This is a genomic window from Streptomyces durocortorensis (assembly GCF_016901035.1).
Taxonomy (GTDB): domain Bacteria; phylum Actinomycetota; class Actinomycetes; order Streptomycetales; family Streptomycetaceae; genus Streptomyces; species Streptomyces durocortorensis.
Genome location: NZ_JAFEUF010000021.1, coordinates 39,007 through 53,766 on the forward strand (window position 1 = coordinate 39,007; position 14,760 = coordinate 53,766).

A 14,760-nucleotide genomic window follows, 5' to 3' on the forward strand; every position below is an offset into this window, starting at 1 on the left:
CCACGTCATCTATTTCCCGATCCTGCGGCTTTAATCACGCTCGCTCACGGAAATTCACCGGCATCTTTATCGACGATAAGCGACGCGAAAAAAGATCGCACAACCGAACGAGGCCATGTTTCCGAGAAACTACTTCGTAGGATCATCGCGATGCCGCGGGACGGCGCATGACGATGCGCCGGAGGGGAATTCTCGCGCTCGGGCGTGCGTCGAATCGAGGAGCCGTGCGCCCGCGCGCGAACGGCGTCGCCGCGTGCTCCTCACCAGCGCGTGCACGGTGGGCGAACCCCGGGCTCCTTCCGCCGGCGGACACCACCCTGCGATGATCACGGCGAGATCAGGCAGTCCAGCAGCCCGGCAGCCCGGCAGTGAATCGAGGAGTCCCCTTGTCGTACGACGTCGGCGCGGTGCGCGCGCAGTTCCCCGCCCTGCGGTCCGGTACGGCGCATTTCGACGGTCCGGGCGGCACACAGACCCCGGCCTCCGTCGCGGCGGCGATCGGTGAGGCGATGAGCCGGCCCCTGTCGATCCGGGGCGCCGCCCTGCCCGGGGAGGTGAACGCGGAGGAGATCGTCCACGGATTCCGCCAGGCGATGGCGGACCTGCTGGGCGCGGACCCGGGCGGGATCGTGTTCGGCCGGAGCGCCACCCAGCTCACCTACGACTTCGCGCGCACCCTGGCCGGGACCTGGAGCCCTGAGGACGAGGTGGTGGTCAGCCGGCTGGACCACGATGCCAACATCCGCCCGTGGGTGCAGGCTGCCGAACGGGCGGGGGCGGTAGTGCGGTGGGCCGACTTCGATCCGGCGACCGGTGAGCTGTCCCCGGAGGCGGTCGGCGCACACATCAGCGGGCGGACCCGGCTGGTCGCGGTGACCGGCGCCTCCAACCTGATCGGCACCCGGCCCGACATCCCGGCCATCGCGGCTCTCGCCCACCGGGCCGGCGCGCTGCTGTACGTGGACGGGGTCCATCTCACCGCGCACCACACGGTCGACCTGGAGCGGCTCGGGGCGGACTTCTTCGTCTGCTCCCCGTACAAGTTCTTCGGCCCCCACCACGGTGTGCTCGCCGCCCGGCCGGAACTACTGGACACCCTCCGCCCGGACAAGCTGGCGCCGTCCACCGACGCCGTACCGGAGCGCTTCGAACTCGGCACGCTGCCCTACGAGTCGATGGCGGGCACCCGTGCGGCGGTGGACTTCATCGCGGGCCTGGGTTCCGACACGGACGCGGCGGACGGGCGCGGCGGGCGCCGCGAGCGGCTGCTGTCGGCGTACGCGGCGATCGACGCCCACGAGAGCGCTCTGCGGGAGTCAGTCGAGAGGGGGGTACGCGAACTGGGCGGGGTGACCGTGCGTTCGCGGGCCGCCAAGCGCACCCCCACCCTGCTGCTCACCTTCGAGGGCCGGGACGCGGCGGACGCCTACCGCGCCCTCGCCCGCTCCGGGGTGCACGCGCCCGCCGGGTCCTTCTACGCCCTGGAGGCCTCCCGGCATCTCGGGCTCGGCGAGAGCGGCGGCCTGCGCGTCGGGCTGTCCGCGTACAACGACGCGGACGACGTGGAGCGGCTCCTGACGGGCCTGGCGGACTTCCTGCGCTGACGGGGCGCGCTGCGGGAGTCGGGACGGGAGACCCCCGGGGAGACGAGGGAGACAGCAGACGCCCGGTAAGGCGGGAGACGCCCGGGGAGGCGGGGCCTGAAGCGGCCGGCAGCCTAGAGCGTGGCCAGGACGTCCACCGCGTGGGCCAGCCCGGTCAGGTGCCGGGCTCCCGGCAACTGCCGTCCGGCCCAGCCGGGTCCGGCGACGCAGACGACGGAACGCCTGCGCGCACCCCGTACGCCCCACTCGATCGCGTCCAGCCGGTCCACGAGCGAGCGGCTCGCCGTGCCGCGCGACTGCGCCCAGAGCACCACTGCGGCGGGGCCGGTCCGCCGTACCGCGTCCTCCAGCGCCCCGGCGGGCACGGCAGCGCCGAACATGCGGACGGGCAGGGCTTGTTGGGCGAGGGTCGCGGCGAGTGCCTCCAAGGCCAGCGTATGGGTTTCGCCGGGCGCGCAGGCCAGCAGGGCGAGGCCCGCGCCGGGGGCGGGCGGCCGGTCGGCCACGCCGCGGAGTGCGCCGGAGACATGCCACGACAACAGGTGCTCGACCTCGATGTACCGCTCCCCCGCCGTCTCCCACTTGTGCCCCACCGCGTGCAGCGCCGGCATCATCACCTCGTCCCAGGCGACCGGGAGTCCGTACCGGTCGAGCACCGCCGTGAGCAGCTCGTCCATGGCCGGGGCGTCCAGCCGGACCGCCGCCCGGGCGAGGCCGCGGCACTCCTGGCGCGCCCTGCCGACCGGAAGCGGCCCGGGGGCCCGGGAAACCTGCCCGGACCGGGGCCCGGCCGGAGCGTCGGACGTTCCGGCGCGGGACGTTCCGGCCAGGACGGTGCGAGCGGCCTCCGCCGGGGGCAGGCCGGCGCTCGTCAGGGCACACATGTTCCGCAGGGCGGCGATGTCCGCCCCGGACCAGCGGCGGTGCCGGCCGTCCTCCCGCGCGGCCGGGCCGATGCCGTAGCGGCGGTCCCACGAGCGCAGCGTCGTCGGTGCGACGCCCAGGAGGCGGGCCACCGCACCGGTGGTCAGGCCTCCGTCTGCCGGGGCTTCCAGGAGCAGGTCGCCTGTCGGGTCCATAAATCCACCATACGACGCAAAAGCGACGCATGTTGCCTGGTCCATCCGCGGGCGGTTCTCTGTTGATCACGGACCACACCCGGCTGATCACGGACCACACCCGGCCATGCGGCGCGAGGAACAGGAGACGGTCATGAAACTGAGCGACGAGTTGCCCACCGATCACCGCCTGGCATCGGTGTACCGGATCGGCGCGGGCCTCTGCGGGGTGATCCTGATGGTCTTCGGGTCTCTCGGCTTCGCCGATCAGCTGAGCTTCTTCGACACCGACGGCAGCCAGGTCGCCGGACTCACCTCGAACGGGCTCCTCAGTCTGATCTCGCTGCTCGTCGGTGCGGTGCTGATCGCCGGGGCGGCGGTGGGCGGCAATGTCGCGTCCACGGTGAACATGACCGTCGGCTCGCTCTTCCTGCTCAGCGGCTTCATCCACCTGTTCATCCTGGACCGGTCCGCGAACATCCTGGACTTCAGCATGTCGAACGTCGTCTTCAGCTTTGTGATGGGGCTGCTGATCCTCACGTTCGGCATGTACGGGCGGGTGACCGGCGGCCTGCCGCACGACAACCCGTACTGGCGTCGCCGCCACCCCGAGCAGGCAGAGCGCGAAGCCGCCGCCCGGAGCAGGGCGGCGGCGGGTGGCCCGCTGCGGGACGGATCCGCTCAGACCTTGCGGTAGCGGGCGTTGAACCAGGAGAACACGCCGAAGGCGACCAGGCCGAGGGCGACCAGCACCAGCAACCACGGGCCGACCGGAGTGTCGGCGAAGGAGCGCAGGGTGTCGTCCATCCCCTTGGTCTTGTCGGGATCGTGATTGATGGCTGCGGCAATGGCGAACGCCCCCGCCGCGGCGAAGACGCTGCCGCGCGCCGCTCCGCCGAACACACCAGTGATATCCACGGCCTTGCGGACCCGGCGGGACATCTCCGACAGCTTCAGGTGCTTGTGGTACTTGCGCATGAGGGCCCGAACCGCGATCCAGAGGCCCGCGCCCGCCACCACCGCGCCGCCGATCCCGACGATCCACTGACCGCCCGGCCAGCCGAGCGCCTTGGCGGTGATGTCCTGCGACTGCTGGTCGGACGAGCCGCCACCGCTGCCGGAGGAACCGGCGGCGAAGGACAGCACGGAGTAGGCGACAAAGGCGTAGAAGACGGCACGCCCCCCTGCCATGGCCCGCTTGCCGGGCTTGTGCTCGTCGGGTCCTGCCCCGCCGAAAAGCGCCTCGGACAGGCGCCAGAGCGCCATGCCCGCCACCGCAAGGCCCAGCACCCACAGCAGAACCGTCCCGAAGGGCTTCTCGGCTATCTCCGCGACCGCGCCGCCCCGGTCGGCCTGTTTCCCACCGCCTCCGGGGAACGCGATCCGCAGGGCGAGGAAGCCCACGAGAACGTAGATGACTCCGCGGGCGACGAATCCGGCGCGGCCCGCCATCTCCATGGCGTTGCTGTTCGCGGCACGCCGTGCCTGGCCACGTCCCTGCGCTGATACTGAACGGCTATTCATGTCACCCAGTTGCCCCCGTCCACCCAATCAATGCCGTGAAGGTCTTGAATTGATGCCGGGGCGATCCGGTGACGCCCGAGGGTCGGTTTCGACGCAGAACCGACGCGGCAGGCGGCTCGGGCGGTCGCGCGTCAGCGTGGGGAGGACGGAGAAGACCCGTGGGGGCGACAGTGAAGCCCCCTCGCTCGCCGAGGAGACACCATGACGATCACCCGTCTGCAGCGCACCGCGGCGGCCGCCGCCGCTATCGCCTTTCCCGCCTCTCTGGCGTTCTTCGCTCCACAGGCGCAGGCCGCGGCCCCCGCCGATCCGTACGGCCCCGCCTGCGCCTCCGTGCCGAAGGAGGGCGCGGGCAGCCTGGAGGGCATGGCCAAGGACCCGGTCGCCACCGCCGCGTCCAACAACCCCGAACTCTCCACCCTCGTCGACGCGGTGACGAAGGCCGGCCTGGTCGACACCCTCAACAACGCGGAGAACATCACGGTGTTCGCGCCGACCAACGCCGCGTTCGAGAAGATCCCGCAGGCTGACCTGGAGGCGCTCCTGAACGACAAGGACCAGCTCACCAAGGTTCTGACGTACCACGTGGTGGGCGAAAAGGTCACGACGCAGCAGATGGAGGACGGCACCTTCAAGACGCTGGAGGGGAGCGACCTCACCACGAAGGGCTCCGGCACCGCGTTCACGGTGAACGACTCCTCGAAGATCGTCTGCGGCGATGTGCCGACGGCCAACGCCACGGTCAACCTGGTCGACACGGTGCTGATGCCGCCGTCATAAGGAGGTCGTGACGAGCGTGATGGAGCATCCCGCGCGCCGCGAAACCCGCGCCCGGACCGCGTGACGGTCCGGGCGTAGCACGTCGGCGGGGGTTCTATACGCTGAAGGCGTGACCAGCGCGGAGGACCGATCGACCCGGAGCGGGGGCTCGGATTCCGGGCCCCCCCTCGCCGACCTCCAGGCGTTCGCGGTCGAGCTGCGGAGGATGAACGGCGAGATCAACCGGATGAGCCACGGCTTCGCGGTGAACCAGCAACTGCACCCCACGGACGTGAGTGCGCTCGGGGCCATCCTGGACGCCCCGGAACCCCTGACGCCCGGGGCGCTGCGGGAGCATCTGGGTCTCACCTCAGGTGCGGTGACAGCCTGCCTGGACCGGCTGGAGCGGGCCGGGCACATCCGCCGGGCGCGGGAGAGCGCCGACCGCCGAGTGGTGCACGTGTACTACGAGGCGAGCGCCCGCACGGTCGCCCGTGACTACTTCATGCCGCTGGCCGAGGCCACGGCACGGGCCAGGGCCCGCTTCAGCGAGGGCGAACTGACGACCGTGCTGCGCTTCCTCGCGGCGATGAACGAGGAGCTGGCCGAGGTTCCCCCGGCGCGTCGCTGAGTTTCCGCCCGGCCCGGTGCGTCCATGAGGGGACGGGCCGCGGAAACCACCCCCGTACGGATCTCCCGGGAAGCGGTCCCGTAATATATTTCAACGATTGAGATTGTTTGCCGATGAGATATCTCCACCCCTCGGGAGAGACATGCCCACCCCTGCACGGTCGGTCCGCTGGCTGGTCCCCGTCGTCCTGCTGATCGCCTGGCTCGGCATCGGCGGCGGGCTCGGACCGTACGCCGGAAAGCTCGGCGAGGTCGCCACCAACGACCAGGCCGCCTTCCTGCCCCAGAACGCCGAGTCCACGCAAGTCATCGACGCCCAGAAGGCGTTCCAGCAGAACGAGACCCTGCCGGTCATCCTCGTCTGGACCTCGAAGGAGCAGGACGCCCCCGTGGGCGACGAGCAGCGGGAGGCCGCCACCGGCGCCCTCGCCTCGCTCGCCGGAAGCGAAGGCGTCGCCGGGAAACCCTCCCCCGCGCTGCCCTCCGAGGACGGCCTGGCCCTCCAGGGGATCGTGCAGCTGAGCCCGGATCTGGGGGACGAGCTGCCGACGGCACTGGAGAAGGTCGAGAAGGCGGGCGCGTCCGTGCCCGGCACGACGGTCCAGCTCGCGGGGCCTGCCGCCAGTCAGGCCGATCTGTCCGACGCCTTCGCGGGCATCGACGGGCTGCTGCTCGGGGTCGCCCTGATCACGGTGCTGGTCATTCTGCTGCTGGTCTACCGCAGTGTGCTGCTGCCCTTCGTCATCATCCTCGGCGCGGTGTTCGCCCTCGGCCTGGCCTGCGCGGTCGTCTACGTGCTCGCCGACCACGACATCGTGCGCGTGGACGGTCAGGTGCAGGGCATCCTGTCGATCCTGGTGATCGGCGCGGCGACGGACTACGCGCTGCTGCTCACCGCCCGGTTCCGGGAGGAACTCGCCGTCCACGGCGACCGGTTCACCGCGATGCGCGTCGCGCTGCGCGAGTCCTTCGGCCCGATCACGGCGAGCGCCGCGACGGTGGCGGCGGGGCTCCTCGCCCTGCTGCTGAGCGACCTCACCAACAACCGGGCCCTCGGCCCCGTGGGCGCGATCGGCATCGTCTGCTCGGTCCTGAGCGCCCTCACCTTCCTGCCCGCCGCGCTGGTGCTGCTGGGCCGGAAGGCCTACTGGCCGGCGAAGCCCAAGCCCGCCGACGACAAGGTGTCCGGCGGCCACGGCATCTGGCACAAGGTCGCGGCCCTCGTCGACCGCTCGCCACGCAAGGTCTGGGCGTTCACCCTGGCGGCCCTGATCGCCTGTGCGGCGTTCGCCCCGACGCTCACCTCCAAGGGCGTGCCGCTGGACGAGATCTTCGTCAACGACGCCCCGTCCGTGGCCGCCCAGGAGACGCTGAGCGAGCACTTCCCCGGCGGCTCCGGCAACCCTGCGGTGATCATCGCGGCGGCCGACCGGCTCCCCGAGGTCACGGAGGCCGCCGAACGTACCGACGGGGTGGCCTCGGTCGCGCCGGTGAGCGCGAGCGGGCGGCCGGGCGGCGAACCCCTGGTCGTCGACGGCAAGGTCCGTATCGACGCGACGCTCAAGGACGCGGCGGACAGCGACGGGGCGAAGGAGACGGTGGCGGACCTGCGCACCGCGGTCCACGCGGTACCGGGATCGGACGCGCTGGTCGGCGGCTACACCGCCCAGCAGTACGACACCCAGCGCACGGCCGAGGACGACCGCATGCTGATCGTTCCGGTGGTGCTGGCGATCATCCTGGTGATCCTGGTGTTCCTGCTGCGGTCGCTGCTGATGCCGGTGCTGCTGGTGGCGACCGTGGCGCTGAACTTCCTCGCCACGCTCGGCATCTCCTCGCTGGTCTTCACCCATGTGTTCGGCTTCAGCGGCACGGATTCGTCGGTTCCGCTGTACGGGTTCGTGTTCCTGGTCGCCCTGGGCGTCGACTACAACATCTTCCTGATGTCCCGGGTCCGGGAGGAGTCGCTGCGACACGGCACCCGGGAGGGCATCCTGCGCGGGCTGACCACGACCGGCGGGGTCATCACCTCGGCGGGCGTCGTCCTGGCGGCCACCTTCGCGGCGCTGGGCGTGATCCCGCTGGCGTTCCTGCTCCAGATCGCGTTCATCGTGGCCTTCGGCGTCCTGCTGGACACGCTGGTCGTCCGGTCGCTGCTCGTCCCGGCGCTGGTACGGGACATCGGGCCGAAGGCGTGGTGGCCCGGGGCCCTGAGCCGGGAAGGGTCGGACGGTCAGCGCCGCACGGCGGCCGGGACCGGGTCCGGATCCCGGTAGGCGGACAGCGCCCAGATGATGAAGATGTCCAGGGCGATGACGATCACCGACCACAAGGGCGCGTACGGCAGGAAGAGGAAGTGCGCGAAGAGGCTCAGGGAGGCGAAGAGGATGCCGGCCACTCTCGCCCAGCTCGCCCCCCTGAGCAGTGCGGCCCCGGTGACGGCCACGCAGACGCCGAGCACCAGGTGGATCCAGCCCCAGCCGGTGAGGCTGATCCGGTAGAGGTACTCGCCGACGTCGCCGTAGACATCGCCGTCGGCGAGGGCCGCGATGCCCTCCAGGGCCGCCACGACGCCCTGGCAGAGCATCAGCATTCCGGCCAGGAGCACTCCGCCGGTCACCCAGAGGCTGCCCGGATCGGGCACCGGTGCGGGAACGGCAGGGCCGTCGGCGCGCTGCCACGGAGTGTCGCCCTGCCCGGGTCCGGTCCGGGGCTCCTGCCCGGGTCCGGTCCGGGGCTCCTGCTCTGGGCCGGACGGCGGCCGGCCGTCGGGTCGGGACAGGTAGGCCGGGCCGGGCGGGTCATAGGCCTGGGACGGGTCCGCAGCCCGCGCGGGGTCAGCCGCGCCGGACGGGCCGGTGGCCCGGGACGGGCCCGCACTCCCCGAGGGGTCCTCGCTCATCAGGACTCCTCCCCCGGCCGCTCCGTCTGCCCCTTCGCCCGCCGGCCGACCACCGCGGCCGCCGCGGCCGCACTACCTGCGAAGGCCAGCGCGACCATCCAGGGCCGGTCGAAGACATGGCACGTGACGTGGTCCACGGAGTAGCGCCCGGGGCCGGTCAGCCCGATGGCCGCAGCGGTGAAGCCGAGGAACGCCGGGTACTCGTAGCCGCCGCCCTGGGCGAAGAAGCCCGCCGGGGCGTGCACGGCCACCGCGCCCGCCATCGCCCCGGCCGCCGCCGCGCCCGCCGCCGGGGTGGCCAGGCCCAGGGCCAGCAGCACACCGCCGCCCGCCTCACCGAGTCCGGCGGCCACCGCGCTGTGCTTGGGCGGGTGGAACCCCATCGCCTCCATCGCGGCCGTGGTGCCCTGGATCCCTCCCCCGCCGAACCAGCCGGCCAGCTTCTGGCTGCCGTGGGCGGCGAGCACCGCGCCGGTGCCGACGCGCAGGGCGAGCAGACCGAGATCACGCCGGTTGACGCAGACCATGAGGACTCCCGGGGTGAGGGGGGTTCGGGTACGGCTCCCACTCTCGTCGGCGGGTGGCGGACGGGCGCGGCCGAGTAGGCCGTACGGGGCACGGGCCGGGCGCCGCAAGGCCCGGGGGCGCGACGGGGTGCGACGGGGTGCGACGCAGATCATTGTGCAACTTGTTGCACAATCGCTTGACCGTGGTCTACAACTGTCCCGACGACCCTGTGCGGAGGAGACCTCATGAGCCTGTACCCGACCCTGCTGAGCCCGCTGGACCTCGGGTTCACCACCCTTCCCAACCGGGTGCTCATGGGATCGATGCACATCGGACTGGAGGAGGCCGAGCGCGGCTTCGAGCGGATGGCGGCGTTCTACGCCGAGCGCGCCCGGGGCGGCGTCGGCCTGATGGTCACCGGCGGCATCGCCCCCAGCGAGCGGGCCTGCTCCTTCCCCGGCGGGGCCAAGATGACCACCGAGGCGGAGGCGGAGCAGCACCGGGAGATCACCACGGCGGTGCACGAGGCCGGCGGCCGGATCGCGATGCAGATCCTGCACTTCGGCCGCTACGCGCACCACCCGGACCTGGTGGCCCCGAGCGCGATCCAGGCCCCGATCAGCGGGTTCGTCCCGAACGCGCTCACCGACGAGCAGGTCGAGGAGACCATCGAGGAGTTCGTCCGGGCGGCGGAGCTGGCGCGGTTCGCCGGGTACGACGGCGTCGAGATCATGGGCTCCGAGGGCTACCTGATCAACGAGTTCATCGTCTTCGCGACCAACCACCGCACCGACCGCTGGGGCGGCAGCTACGAGAACCGCATCCGGCTCCCCCTCGAGATCGTGCGCCGGGTCCGTGAGCGGGTCGGCGACGACTTCATCCTGATCTACCGGCTCTCCATGCTGGACCTGGTGCCGGGCGGCTCGACGCTGGACGAGGTCGTGACGCTCGCGCGGGAGATCGAGGCGGCGGGCGCGACGATCATCAACACGGGCATCGGCTGGCACGAGGCGCGGATCCCGACGATCGCCACCTCCGTGCCGCGCGGCGCGTTCAGCTGGGTGACCGAGAAGGTCCGCGGCGCGGTCTCCGTACCGCTGGTGACGAGCAACCGCATCAACACCCCCGAGGTCGCCGAGGACATCCTCGCCTCCGGCCGGGCGGACATGGTGTCGATGGCCCGCCCGTTCCTCGCCGACCCGGAGTTCGTCGCGAAGGCGGCGGCGGGCCGGGCGGACGCGATCAACACCTGCATCGGCTGCAACCAGGCCTGCCTGGACCACATCTTCAGCCTCAAGATCACCTCCTGCCTGGTCAATCCGCGCGCCTGCCACGAGACCGAGCTGGTGCTCTCGCCCACCCGGACCCGTAAACGCGTCGCCGTGGTCGGGGCGGGTCCGGCGGGCCTCGCGTGCTCGGTGACGGCGGCCGAACGGGGGCACGCGGTGACCCTGTTCGACACGGCGGACGAGATCGGCGGCCAGCTGAACGTGGCCCGCCGGGTGCCGGGCAAGGAGGAGTTCGACGAGACGCTGCGCTACTTCCGTACGCGGCTGGCGGAGCTGGACGTCGACGTGCGGCTCTCCACCCGGGCCGACACCGGCACCCTGGACGGCTTCGACGAGATCGTGCTGGCCACCGGCGTCGAGCCGCGCACCCCGGCGATCCCGGGCACGGACCACCCGAACGTGGTGAGCTACCTGGACGTACTGCGCGACGGGGCGCCGGTCGGCGACCGGGTCGCGATCGTCGGCGCGGGCGGCATCGGCTTCGACGTCGCGGAGTTCCTGACCGACGGCGGCGACGCGGCGAGCCTGGACCCCGACACGTTCTTCCGGCAGTGGGGCGTGGACACGGCGTACGAGGACCGGGGCGGGCTGCGCACCCCCGAGCGCCCCAAGTCGCCGCGCACGGTCCACCTGGTCCAGCGCAGGACCACCAAGGTCGGTGCGGGGCTCGGCAAGACGACCGGGTGGATCCACCGCACCGAGCTGCGCCACCGGGGCGTCGAGATGATCGCCGGGGCCTCGTACGACCTCATCGACGACGAGGGCCTCCACCTCACCGTCGACGGTGAGCGGCGCGTGCTGCCGGTCGACACGGTCGTGCTGTGCGCGGGCCAGGAGCCGCGCCGCGAGCTGTACGAGGAGCTGAGTGCCGGCGCCGTCCCGGTCCATCTGATCGGCGGCGCCGACGTGGCGGCGGAGCTGGACGCGAAGCGGGCCATCCGCCAGGGCACGGAGCTGGCCGCGGCGCTGTGAACCCGCGTCCCGCTGCGATCCCTCGCCCTTCCTAGGATGCACCCCATGTCACTGCCGCACGCGATCCTCACCGCCCTGCTGGAGAAGCCGTCCTCGGGTCTGGAACTGACCCGCAGGTTCGACCGGTCGATCGGCTACTTCTGGTCGTCGACGCACCAGCAGATCTATCGCGAGCTGGGAAAACTGGAGGAGGCCGGGCGGATCAGGGCTCTTCCCACGGCGGTGACGGCCCGGGGGCAGAAGAAGGAGTACGAGGTGCTGCCCGCGGGCCGCGAGGAGCTGGCGGCCTGGGTCGCGCTCCCCGAGGACCCCCGGCCGGTCCGGGATCCGCTGCTGCTGCGGATGCGGGCGGCGGCGGTCGTCGGCGCGGACGGCATAGGAGCGGAGCTGCGCCGCCACCTGGCGCTGCACGAAGCCCAGCTGGCGGAGTACCGGGAGATCGAGGAGCGGAATTTCACCCCCGCGCCGACGACCGACGAGGACCGGCTGCGGTATCTGGTGCTGCGGGGCGGCATCGACCTGGAGACGTTCTGGATCAGTTGGCTGACCCGGGCCATCGCCGACCTGGACGGCTGACCGTACGCACCCTCACGGGTGCGGCGCACCGCCCGCCGGTACGGCCACGGGATCCGGGGCGGCCGCGAGGCGCGGGCTGCCGATGACGATCCGGGAGGGCACCGGATCCGCCGGCACGGGGGCCTCGGGCACGTCACCCGGGTCCGTGTTCCGCGCCTGGGCCCGGCTGAGAAGGACCACCCCGCGCACTGCCGCCGCCGTGCCGAGGAGCGCGAGCACCAGGCTGACCGGCCCGCCCTGGAGGCGCTCGCCGAGCATGGCCAGGCCGATCGCGGCGGCGGCGACCGGGTTGGCGAGGGTGACCACGGCGAGCGGTGCGCCGAGCCCGCCCCGGTACGCGGTCTGCGACAGCAGCAGGCCGCCCATCGCGAAGGCGGAGACCAGGAGTGCCACCGTCAGCAGCCGCCAGCTGAACAGCGGGCCGCCGGAGTGGTCGGTGACGGCGACGGTGAGGGTCTGGGTGAGCGCGGAGGCGACACCGGAGGTGATCCCGGACGCCGCCGCGTGCCGCAGCCCCGGGCGGGCCCCCGGCCGGCTGAGCCCGGCGACGACGGCCATGGTGGCCGCGCCCACGCCGAGCGCCTCGGGCAGGCTGAGGGTCTCGTGCGGGGCGGATCCGCCCGCCGTCAGGAGCAGTGCGCCGAGGCCGAGCAGGGTCAGGGCCGTGCCCCGCCACTCGACGCGGCCGACCCGGCGTCCGGCGGCGCGCGCGCCGAGCGGGACGGCGACGACGAGGGTGAGCGCACCGAGCGGCTGGACCAGGGTGAGCGGGCCGTAGTTGAGCGCGGCGACGTGCAGCAGCGCGCCCCCGGCGTTGAGGCCGACCGCCGACCACCAGGCGCCCCGGCCCAGCATCCGCAGGACTCCGGTGGCGGGGTCGGTACGCCCGGCGAGCCGGGACTGGGCGACGGCGGCGGCCGCGTAGGCGCCGGCGGAGACGAGGGAGAGCGCGACAGCGAGCAGGGTGGCGTTCATCGGGCGCCACCCGCGTACGTGCGAGAGGCCACGGGTGCCTCAGGGCGCGCACCGCTCATGTACGTCCCGGAGGCCACAGGCGCCTCGGTTGCCGCAGGGCGCGCACCACCCTCGTACGTCCCGGAGGCCACAGGCACCTCGGCTGCCGCAGGGCGCGCACCACCCTCGTACGTCCCGGAGGCCGCAAGGCGCGTGCCACCCGCGAACGCCGGCACGGGAGTGCCCTCACCGCTCCCTCCTGCGCCCGGCCGGGGCAGCTGTGCAGGGCCGCTCCGGGCGGGCACCGGCAGCCGGAACACGGCGAGGGCGACGGCGAGCAGCGCCACGACGACGATCGCGTCGAGCCAGTAGTGGTTGGCCGTGCCCACGACGACGAACAGGGTGATCGCCGGGTGCAGCAGCCAGAGCAGGCGCCACCGCGAGCGGGTGGCGGCGATCAGCCCGAGGGCGACCATCACGGCCCAGCCGACGTGCAGCGAGGGCATCGCGGCGAACTGGTTCGCCATCGTGTCGGTCGCGGGCGTCTGTCCGTACACCGTGGGCCCGTAGACCTGTCCGGTGTCGACGAGTCCGGCGACCGGCAGCATCCGGGGCGGGGCCAGCGGGAACAGCAGGTGCAGCACCAGGGCGGCGGCGGTGAGCGCGGCGAGGACGCGGCGCGACCGGACGTAGTGCGCGGGACGGCGCCAGTAGAGCCAGACCAGGAAGAGGGCCGTGGCCGGGAAGTGCACGGCGGCGTAGTAGGTGTTCGCCGCGTGGATCAGGGGCTGGCTGTGCAGCAGCAGCCCCTGGACACCCCCCTCGCCGGGGAGGTGCAGGGCGCGTTCGAGGTCCCACACGTTCCCCGCGGTGCGGAACGCCTCCTCGACATGGCCGTTGGCGGCCTGGCGGCCGAATTTGTAGGCCAGGAAGAGTCCGGCCACGAGAAGGAACTCGCGGACGAGGGGCGGTCGGGCACGTATGTCCGGCTCCTGGTCCGTGGGCTCGGTGCGGGCGAGTCTCACCCGTGCCCCCTTGGATGCGAAGCGGTAGCAGGACGGCCCGGTCGTATCGATCCACGCCGTATCGATACGCCAGTGTACCGATACGCCGACGTATCGGTACACGCGCGTATCGGTACACTGGCGTATCGAGAACCTCACCGCACCGCCGCTGGAGGTACAGCCCATGCCGTCGCCCGATTCCGCACCGGAGTCAGCACTCTCGTCCCCCCGGTCGAAGATCACACCGGAGCGGGCGCAGGAGCTGTACGCGGCGGTGCTGGAGCTGTTGCGGGAAAGCGGTTACGAGTCGCTGACGATGGAGGGCGTCGCATCGCGCACCCGGTGCGGGAAGTCGACGCTCTACCGGCAGTGGGGCTCCAAGCCGGAGCTGGTGGTGGCCGCGCTGCACGGCACCCGGCGGATGCGACTCCCGAAGATCGACACCGGGACGCTGGCGGGGGACCTCCTGGAGGCCGCGCGGGCGATCGGCGAGGCCTCGGGGAGGGACACCCCGCTGATGCACGCCCTCAGCCATGCCGCACTCCAGAGCCCGGAGCTGCTGTGCGCACTGCGCGAGGCGCTGATCCTGCCGGAGATCGCGGCGATCGACGCGATGGTCCGGCGGGGCCAGGAGCGCGGCGAGATCGCGGCGGACCTCCCTGGGGCCGAGTTCGTGGCGGCCCAGCTGCTCGGCGTGATGCGCGCCCGGCCGCTGCTGGAGGGGCGTTACGCCGACGCCGCGTATCTGACCCGGTTCGTGGAGATGGCGATCCTCCCGGGCCTCGGACTCACCGCGGGGGCACCGGAGTCCTGACAGACGTGGACCGCCCGTCCCGGCGGATGGGGACGGTCCACCCGCGCCGCACCGTGGGGACGGGGGCGGCGCCCCGCGCCGGGGGCGCGCCCCGGCACACCGTGTGGGCGCTGGAGGGCATCGCGCAGATCCACCGCAACACCGGCTCGCTGGACACGGCTCTGGAG

Annotated in this window: 14 protein-coding genes and 1 pseudogene; 9 read left to right on the forward strand and 6 right to left on the reverse strand. The window is 72.4% G+C overall.

From position 1 onward, the window contains the following. Positions 1-386 precede the first annotated feature (386 nt). Positions 387-1,604, forward strand: coding sequence for a cysteine desulfurase-like protein (locus JS521_RS07060; RefSeq protein ID WP_205081863.1), 1,218 nt, complete (start codon positions 387-389; stop codon positions 1,602-1,604). 113 nt (positions 1,605-1,717) lie between these two features. On the opposite strand, the gene JS521_RS07065 is transcribed toward JS521_RS07060, so the two are convergent. Further along, positions 1,718-2,683 (reverse strand): MerR family transcriptional regulator, encoded by a 966-nt coding sequence (locus JS521_RS07065; protein WP_205081864.1) that lies wholly within the window; start codon positions 2,681-2,683, stop codon positions 1,718-1,720. A gap of 133 nt (positions 2,684-2,816) precedes the next feature. Here JS521_RS07065 and JS521_RS07070 point away from each other — a divergent pair, with 133 nt between their 5' ends. Next, positions 2,817-3,359, forward strand: a complete 543-nt coding sequence (locus tag JS521_RS07070; protein WP_205081865.1) for a DUF4383 domain-containing protein — start codon at positions 2,817-2,819, stop codon at positions 3,357-3,359. Here the strand turns inward: JS521_RS07070 and JS521_RS07075 are convergent. Next, entirely contained in the window at positions 3,344-4,186 is an 843-nt protein-coding gene (locus tag JS521_RS07075) for a DUF1206 domain-containing protein (RefSeq protein ID WP_205081866.1), read from the reverse strand. The genes JS521_RS07070 and JS521_RS07075 overlap by 16 nt on opposite strands. A 201-nt stretch (positions 4,187-4,387) precedes the next feature. Between JS521_RS07075 and JS521_RS07080 the strand changes: the two genes are divergently transcribed. From JS521_RS07080 to JS521_RS07090, 3 genes are all read left to right on the forward strand, one after another. Continuing rightward, positions 4,388-4,966, forward strand: a complete 579-nt coding sequence (locus tag JS521_RS07080) for a fasciclin domain-containing protein (RefSeq protein ID WP_205081867.1) — start codon at positions 4,388-4,390, stop codon at positions 4,964-4,966. Between the two features lie 109 nt (positions 4,967-5,075). Then, a complete protein-coding gene (locus JS521_RS07085) occupies positions 5,076-5,576 on the forward strand; it encodes a MarR family winged helix-turn-helix transcriptional regulator (RefSeq protein ID WP_205081868.1) in 501 nt (166 codons plus the stop codon). 142 nt (positions 5,577-5,718) lie between these two features. Beyond that, positions 5,719-7,851, forward strand: coding sequence for an MMPL family transporter (locus tag JS521_RS07090; RefSeq protein ID WP_205081869.1), 2,133 nt, complete (start codon positions 5,719-5,721; stop codon positions 7,849-7,851). Here JS521_RS07090 and JS521_RS37465 read toward each other — a convergent pair. Together JS521_RS37465 and JS521_RS07100 are read right to left on the reverse strand one after the other, a co-directional pair. After that, positions 7,809-8,477 carry a DUF7144 family membrane protein gene (locus tag JS521_RS37465; RefSeq protein ID WP_205081870.1) on the reverse strand — a complete coding sequence of 223 codons (669 nt, stop codon included), beginning with the start codon at positions 8,475-8,477 and terminating at the stop codon, positions 7,809-7,811. The genes JS521_RS07090 and JS521_RS37465 overlap by 43 nt on opposite strands. Continuing rightward, positions 8,477-9,004 (reverse strand): DoxX family protein, encoded by a 528-nt coding sequence (locus JS521_RS07100; RefSeq protein WP_205081871.1) that lies wholly within the window; start codon positions 9,002-9,004, stop codon positions 8,477-8,479. The genes JS521_RS37465 and JS521_RS07100 overlap by 1 nt, the downstream gene beginning before the upstream one ends. A gap of 225 nt (positions 9,005-9,229) precedes the next feature. On the opposite strand from JS521_RS07100, the gene JS521_RS07105 reads away from it, so the two are divergent. Further along, entirely contained in the window at positions 9,230-11,245 is a 2,016-nt protein-coding gene (locus JS521_RS07105) for an NADPH-dependent 2,4-dienoyl-CoA reductase (protein WP_205081872.1), read from the forward strand. Between the two features lie 45 nt (positions 11,246-11,290). Beyond that, positions 11,291-11,821, forward strand: a complete 531-nt coding sequence (locus tag JS521_RS07110) for a PadR family transcriptional regulator (protein WP_205081873.1) — start codon at positions 11,291-11,293, stop codon at positions 11,819-11,821. 12 nt (positions 11,822-11,833) lie between these two features. Here the strand turns inward: JS521_RS07110 and JS521_RS07115 are convergent, their stop codons facing one another. Together JS521_RS07115 and JS521_RS07120 are read right to left on the reverse strand one after the other, a co-directional pair. Continuing rightward, positions 11,834-12,796 (reverse strand): DMT family protein, encoded by a 963-nt coding sequence (locus tag JS521_RS07115; RefSeq protein WP_205081874.1) that lies wholly within the window; start codon positions 12,794-12,796, stop codon positions 11,834-11,836. Next, on the reverse strand, positions 12,793-13,800 hold the full coding sequence (locus tag JS521_RS07120) for a phosphatase PAP2 family protein (RefSeq protein ID WP_307847795.1): 1,008 nt from the start codon (positions 13,798-13,800) through the stop codon (positions 12,793-12,795). Before JS521_RS07120 ends, JS521_RS07115 begins: the two co-directional genes overlap by 4 nt. A gap of 163 nt (positions 13,801-13,963) precedes the next feature. Between JS521_RS07120 and JS521_RS07125 the strand changes: the two genes are divergently transcribed. Together JS521_RS07125 and JS521_RS37650 are read left to right on the forward strand one after the other, a co-directional pair. Next, positions 13,964-14,593, forward strand: coding sequence for a TetR/AcrR family transcriptional regulator (locus JS521_RS07125; RefSeq protein ID WP_205081875.1), 630 nt, complete (start codon positions 13,964-13,966; stop codon positions 14,591-14,593). A gap of 65 nt (positions 14,594-14,658) precedes the next feature. After that, positions 14,659-14,760: pseudogene (locus JS521_RS37650) on the forward strand (tetratricopeptide repeat protein); the annotation flags it as partial.

Bases quoted from the DNA above. Each gene is read 5' to 3' on its own strand.
- JS521_RS07090 (WP_205081869.1), top strand. From the start codon at position 5,719: ATGCCCACCCCTGCACGGTCGGTCCGCTGGCTGGTCCCCGTCGTCCTG.
- JS521_RS07065 (WP_205081864.1), bottom strand. From the start codon at position 2,683: ATGGACCCGACAGGCGACCTGCTCCTGGAAGCCCCGGCAGACGGAGGC.
- JS521_RS07100 (WP_205081871.1), bottom strand. From the start codon at position 9,004: ATGGTCTGCGTCAACCGGCGTGATCTCGGTCTGCTCGCCCTGCGCGTC.
- JS521_RS07110 (WP_205081873.1), top strand. From the start codon at position 11,291: ATGTCACTGCCGCACGCGATCCTCACCGCCCTGCTGGAGAAGCCGTCC.
- JS521_RS07080 (WP_205081867.1), top strand. From the start codon at position 4,388: ATGACGATCACCCGTCTGCAGCGCACCGCGGCGGCCGCCGCCGCTATC.
- JS521_RS07075 (WP_205081866.1), bottom strand. From the start codon at position 4,186: ATGAATAGCCGTTCAGTATCAGCGCAGGGACGTGGCCAGGCACGGCGT.
- JS521_RS07070 (WP_205081865.1), top strand. From the start codon at position 2,817: ATGAAACTGAGCGACGAGTTGCCCACCGATCACCGCCTGGCATCGGTG.
- JS521_RS07125 (WP_205081875.1), top strand. From the start codon at position 13,964: ATGCCGTCGCCCGATTCCGCACCGGAGTCAGCACTCTCGTCCCCCCGG.
- JS521_RS07105 (WP_205081872.1), top strand. From the start codon at position 9,230: ATGAGCCTGTACCCGACCCTGCTGAGCCCGCTGGACCTCGGGTTCACC.
- JS521_RS07115 (WP_205081874.1), bottom strand. From the start codon at position 12,796: ATGAACGCCACCCTGCTCGCTGTCGCGCTCTCCCTCGTCTCCGCCGGC.
- JS521_RS37465 (WP_205081870.1), bottom strand. From the start codon at position 8,477: ATGAGCGAGGACCCCTCGGGGAGTGCGGGCCCGTCCCGGGCCACCGGC.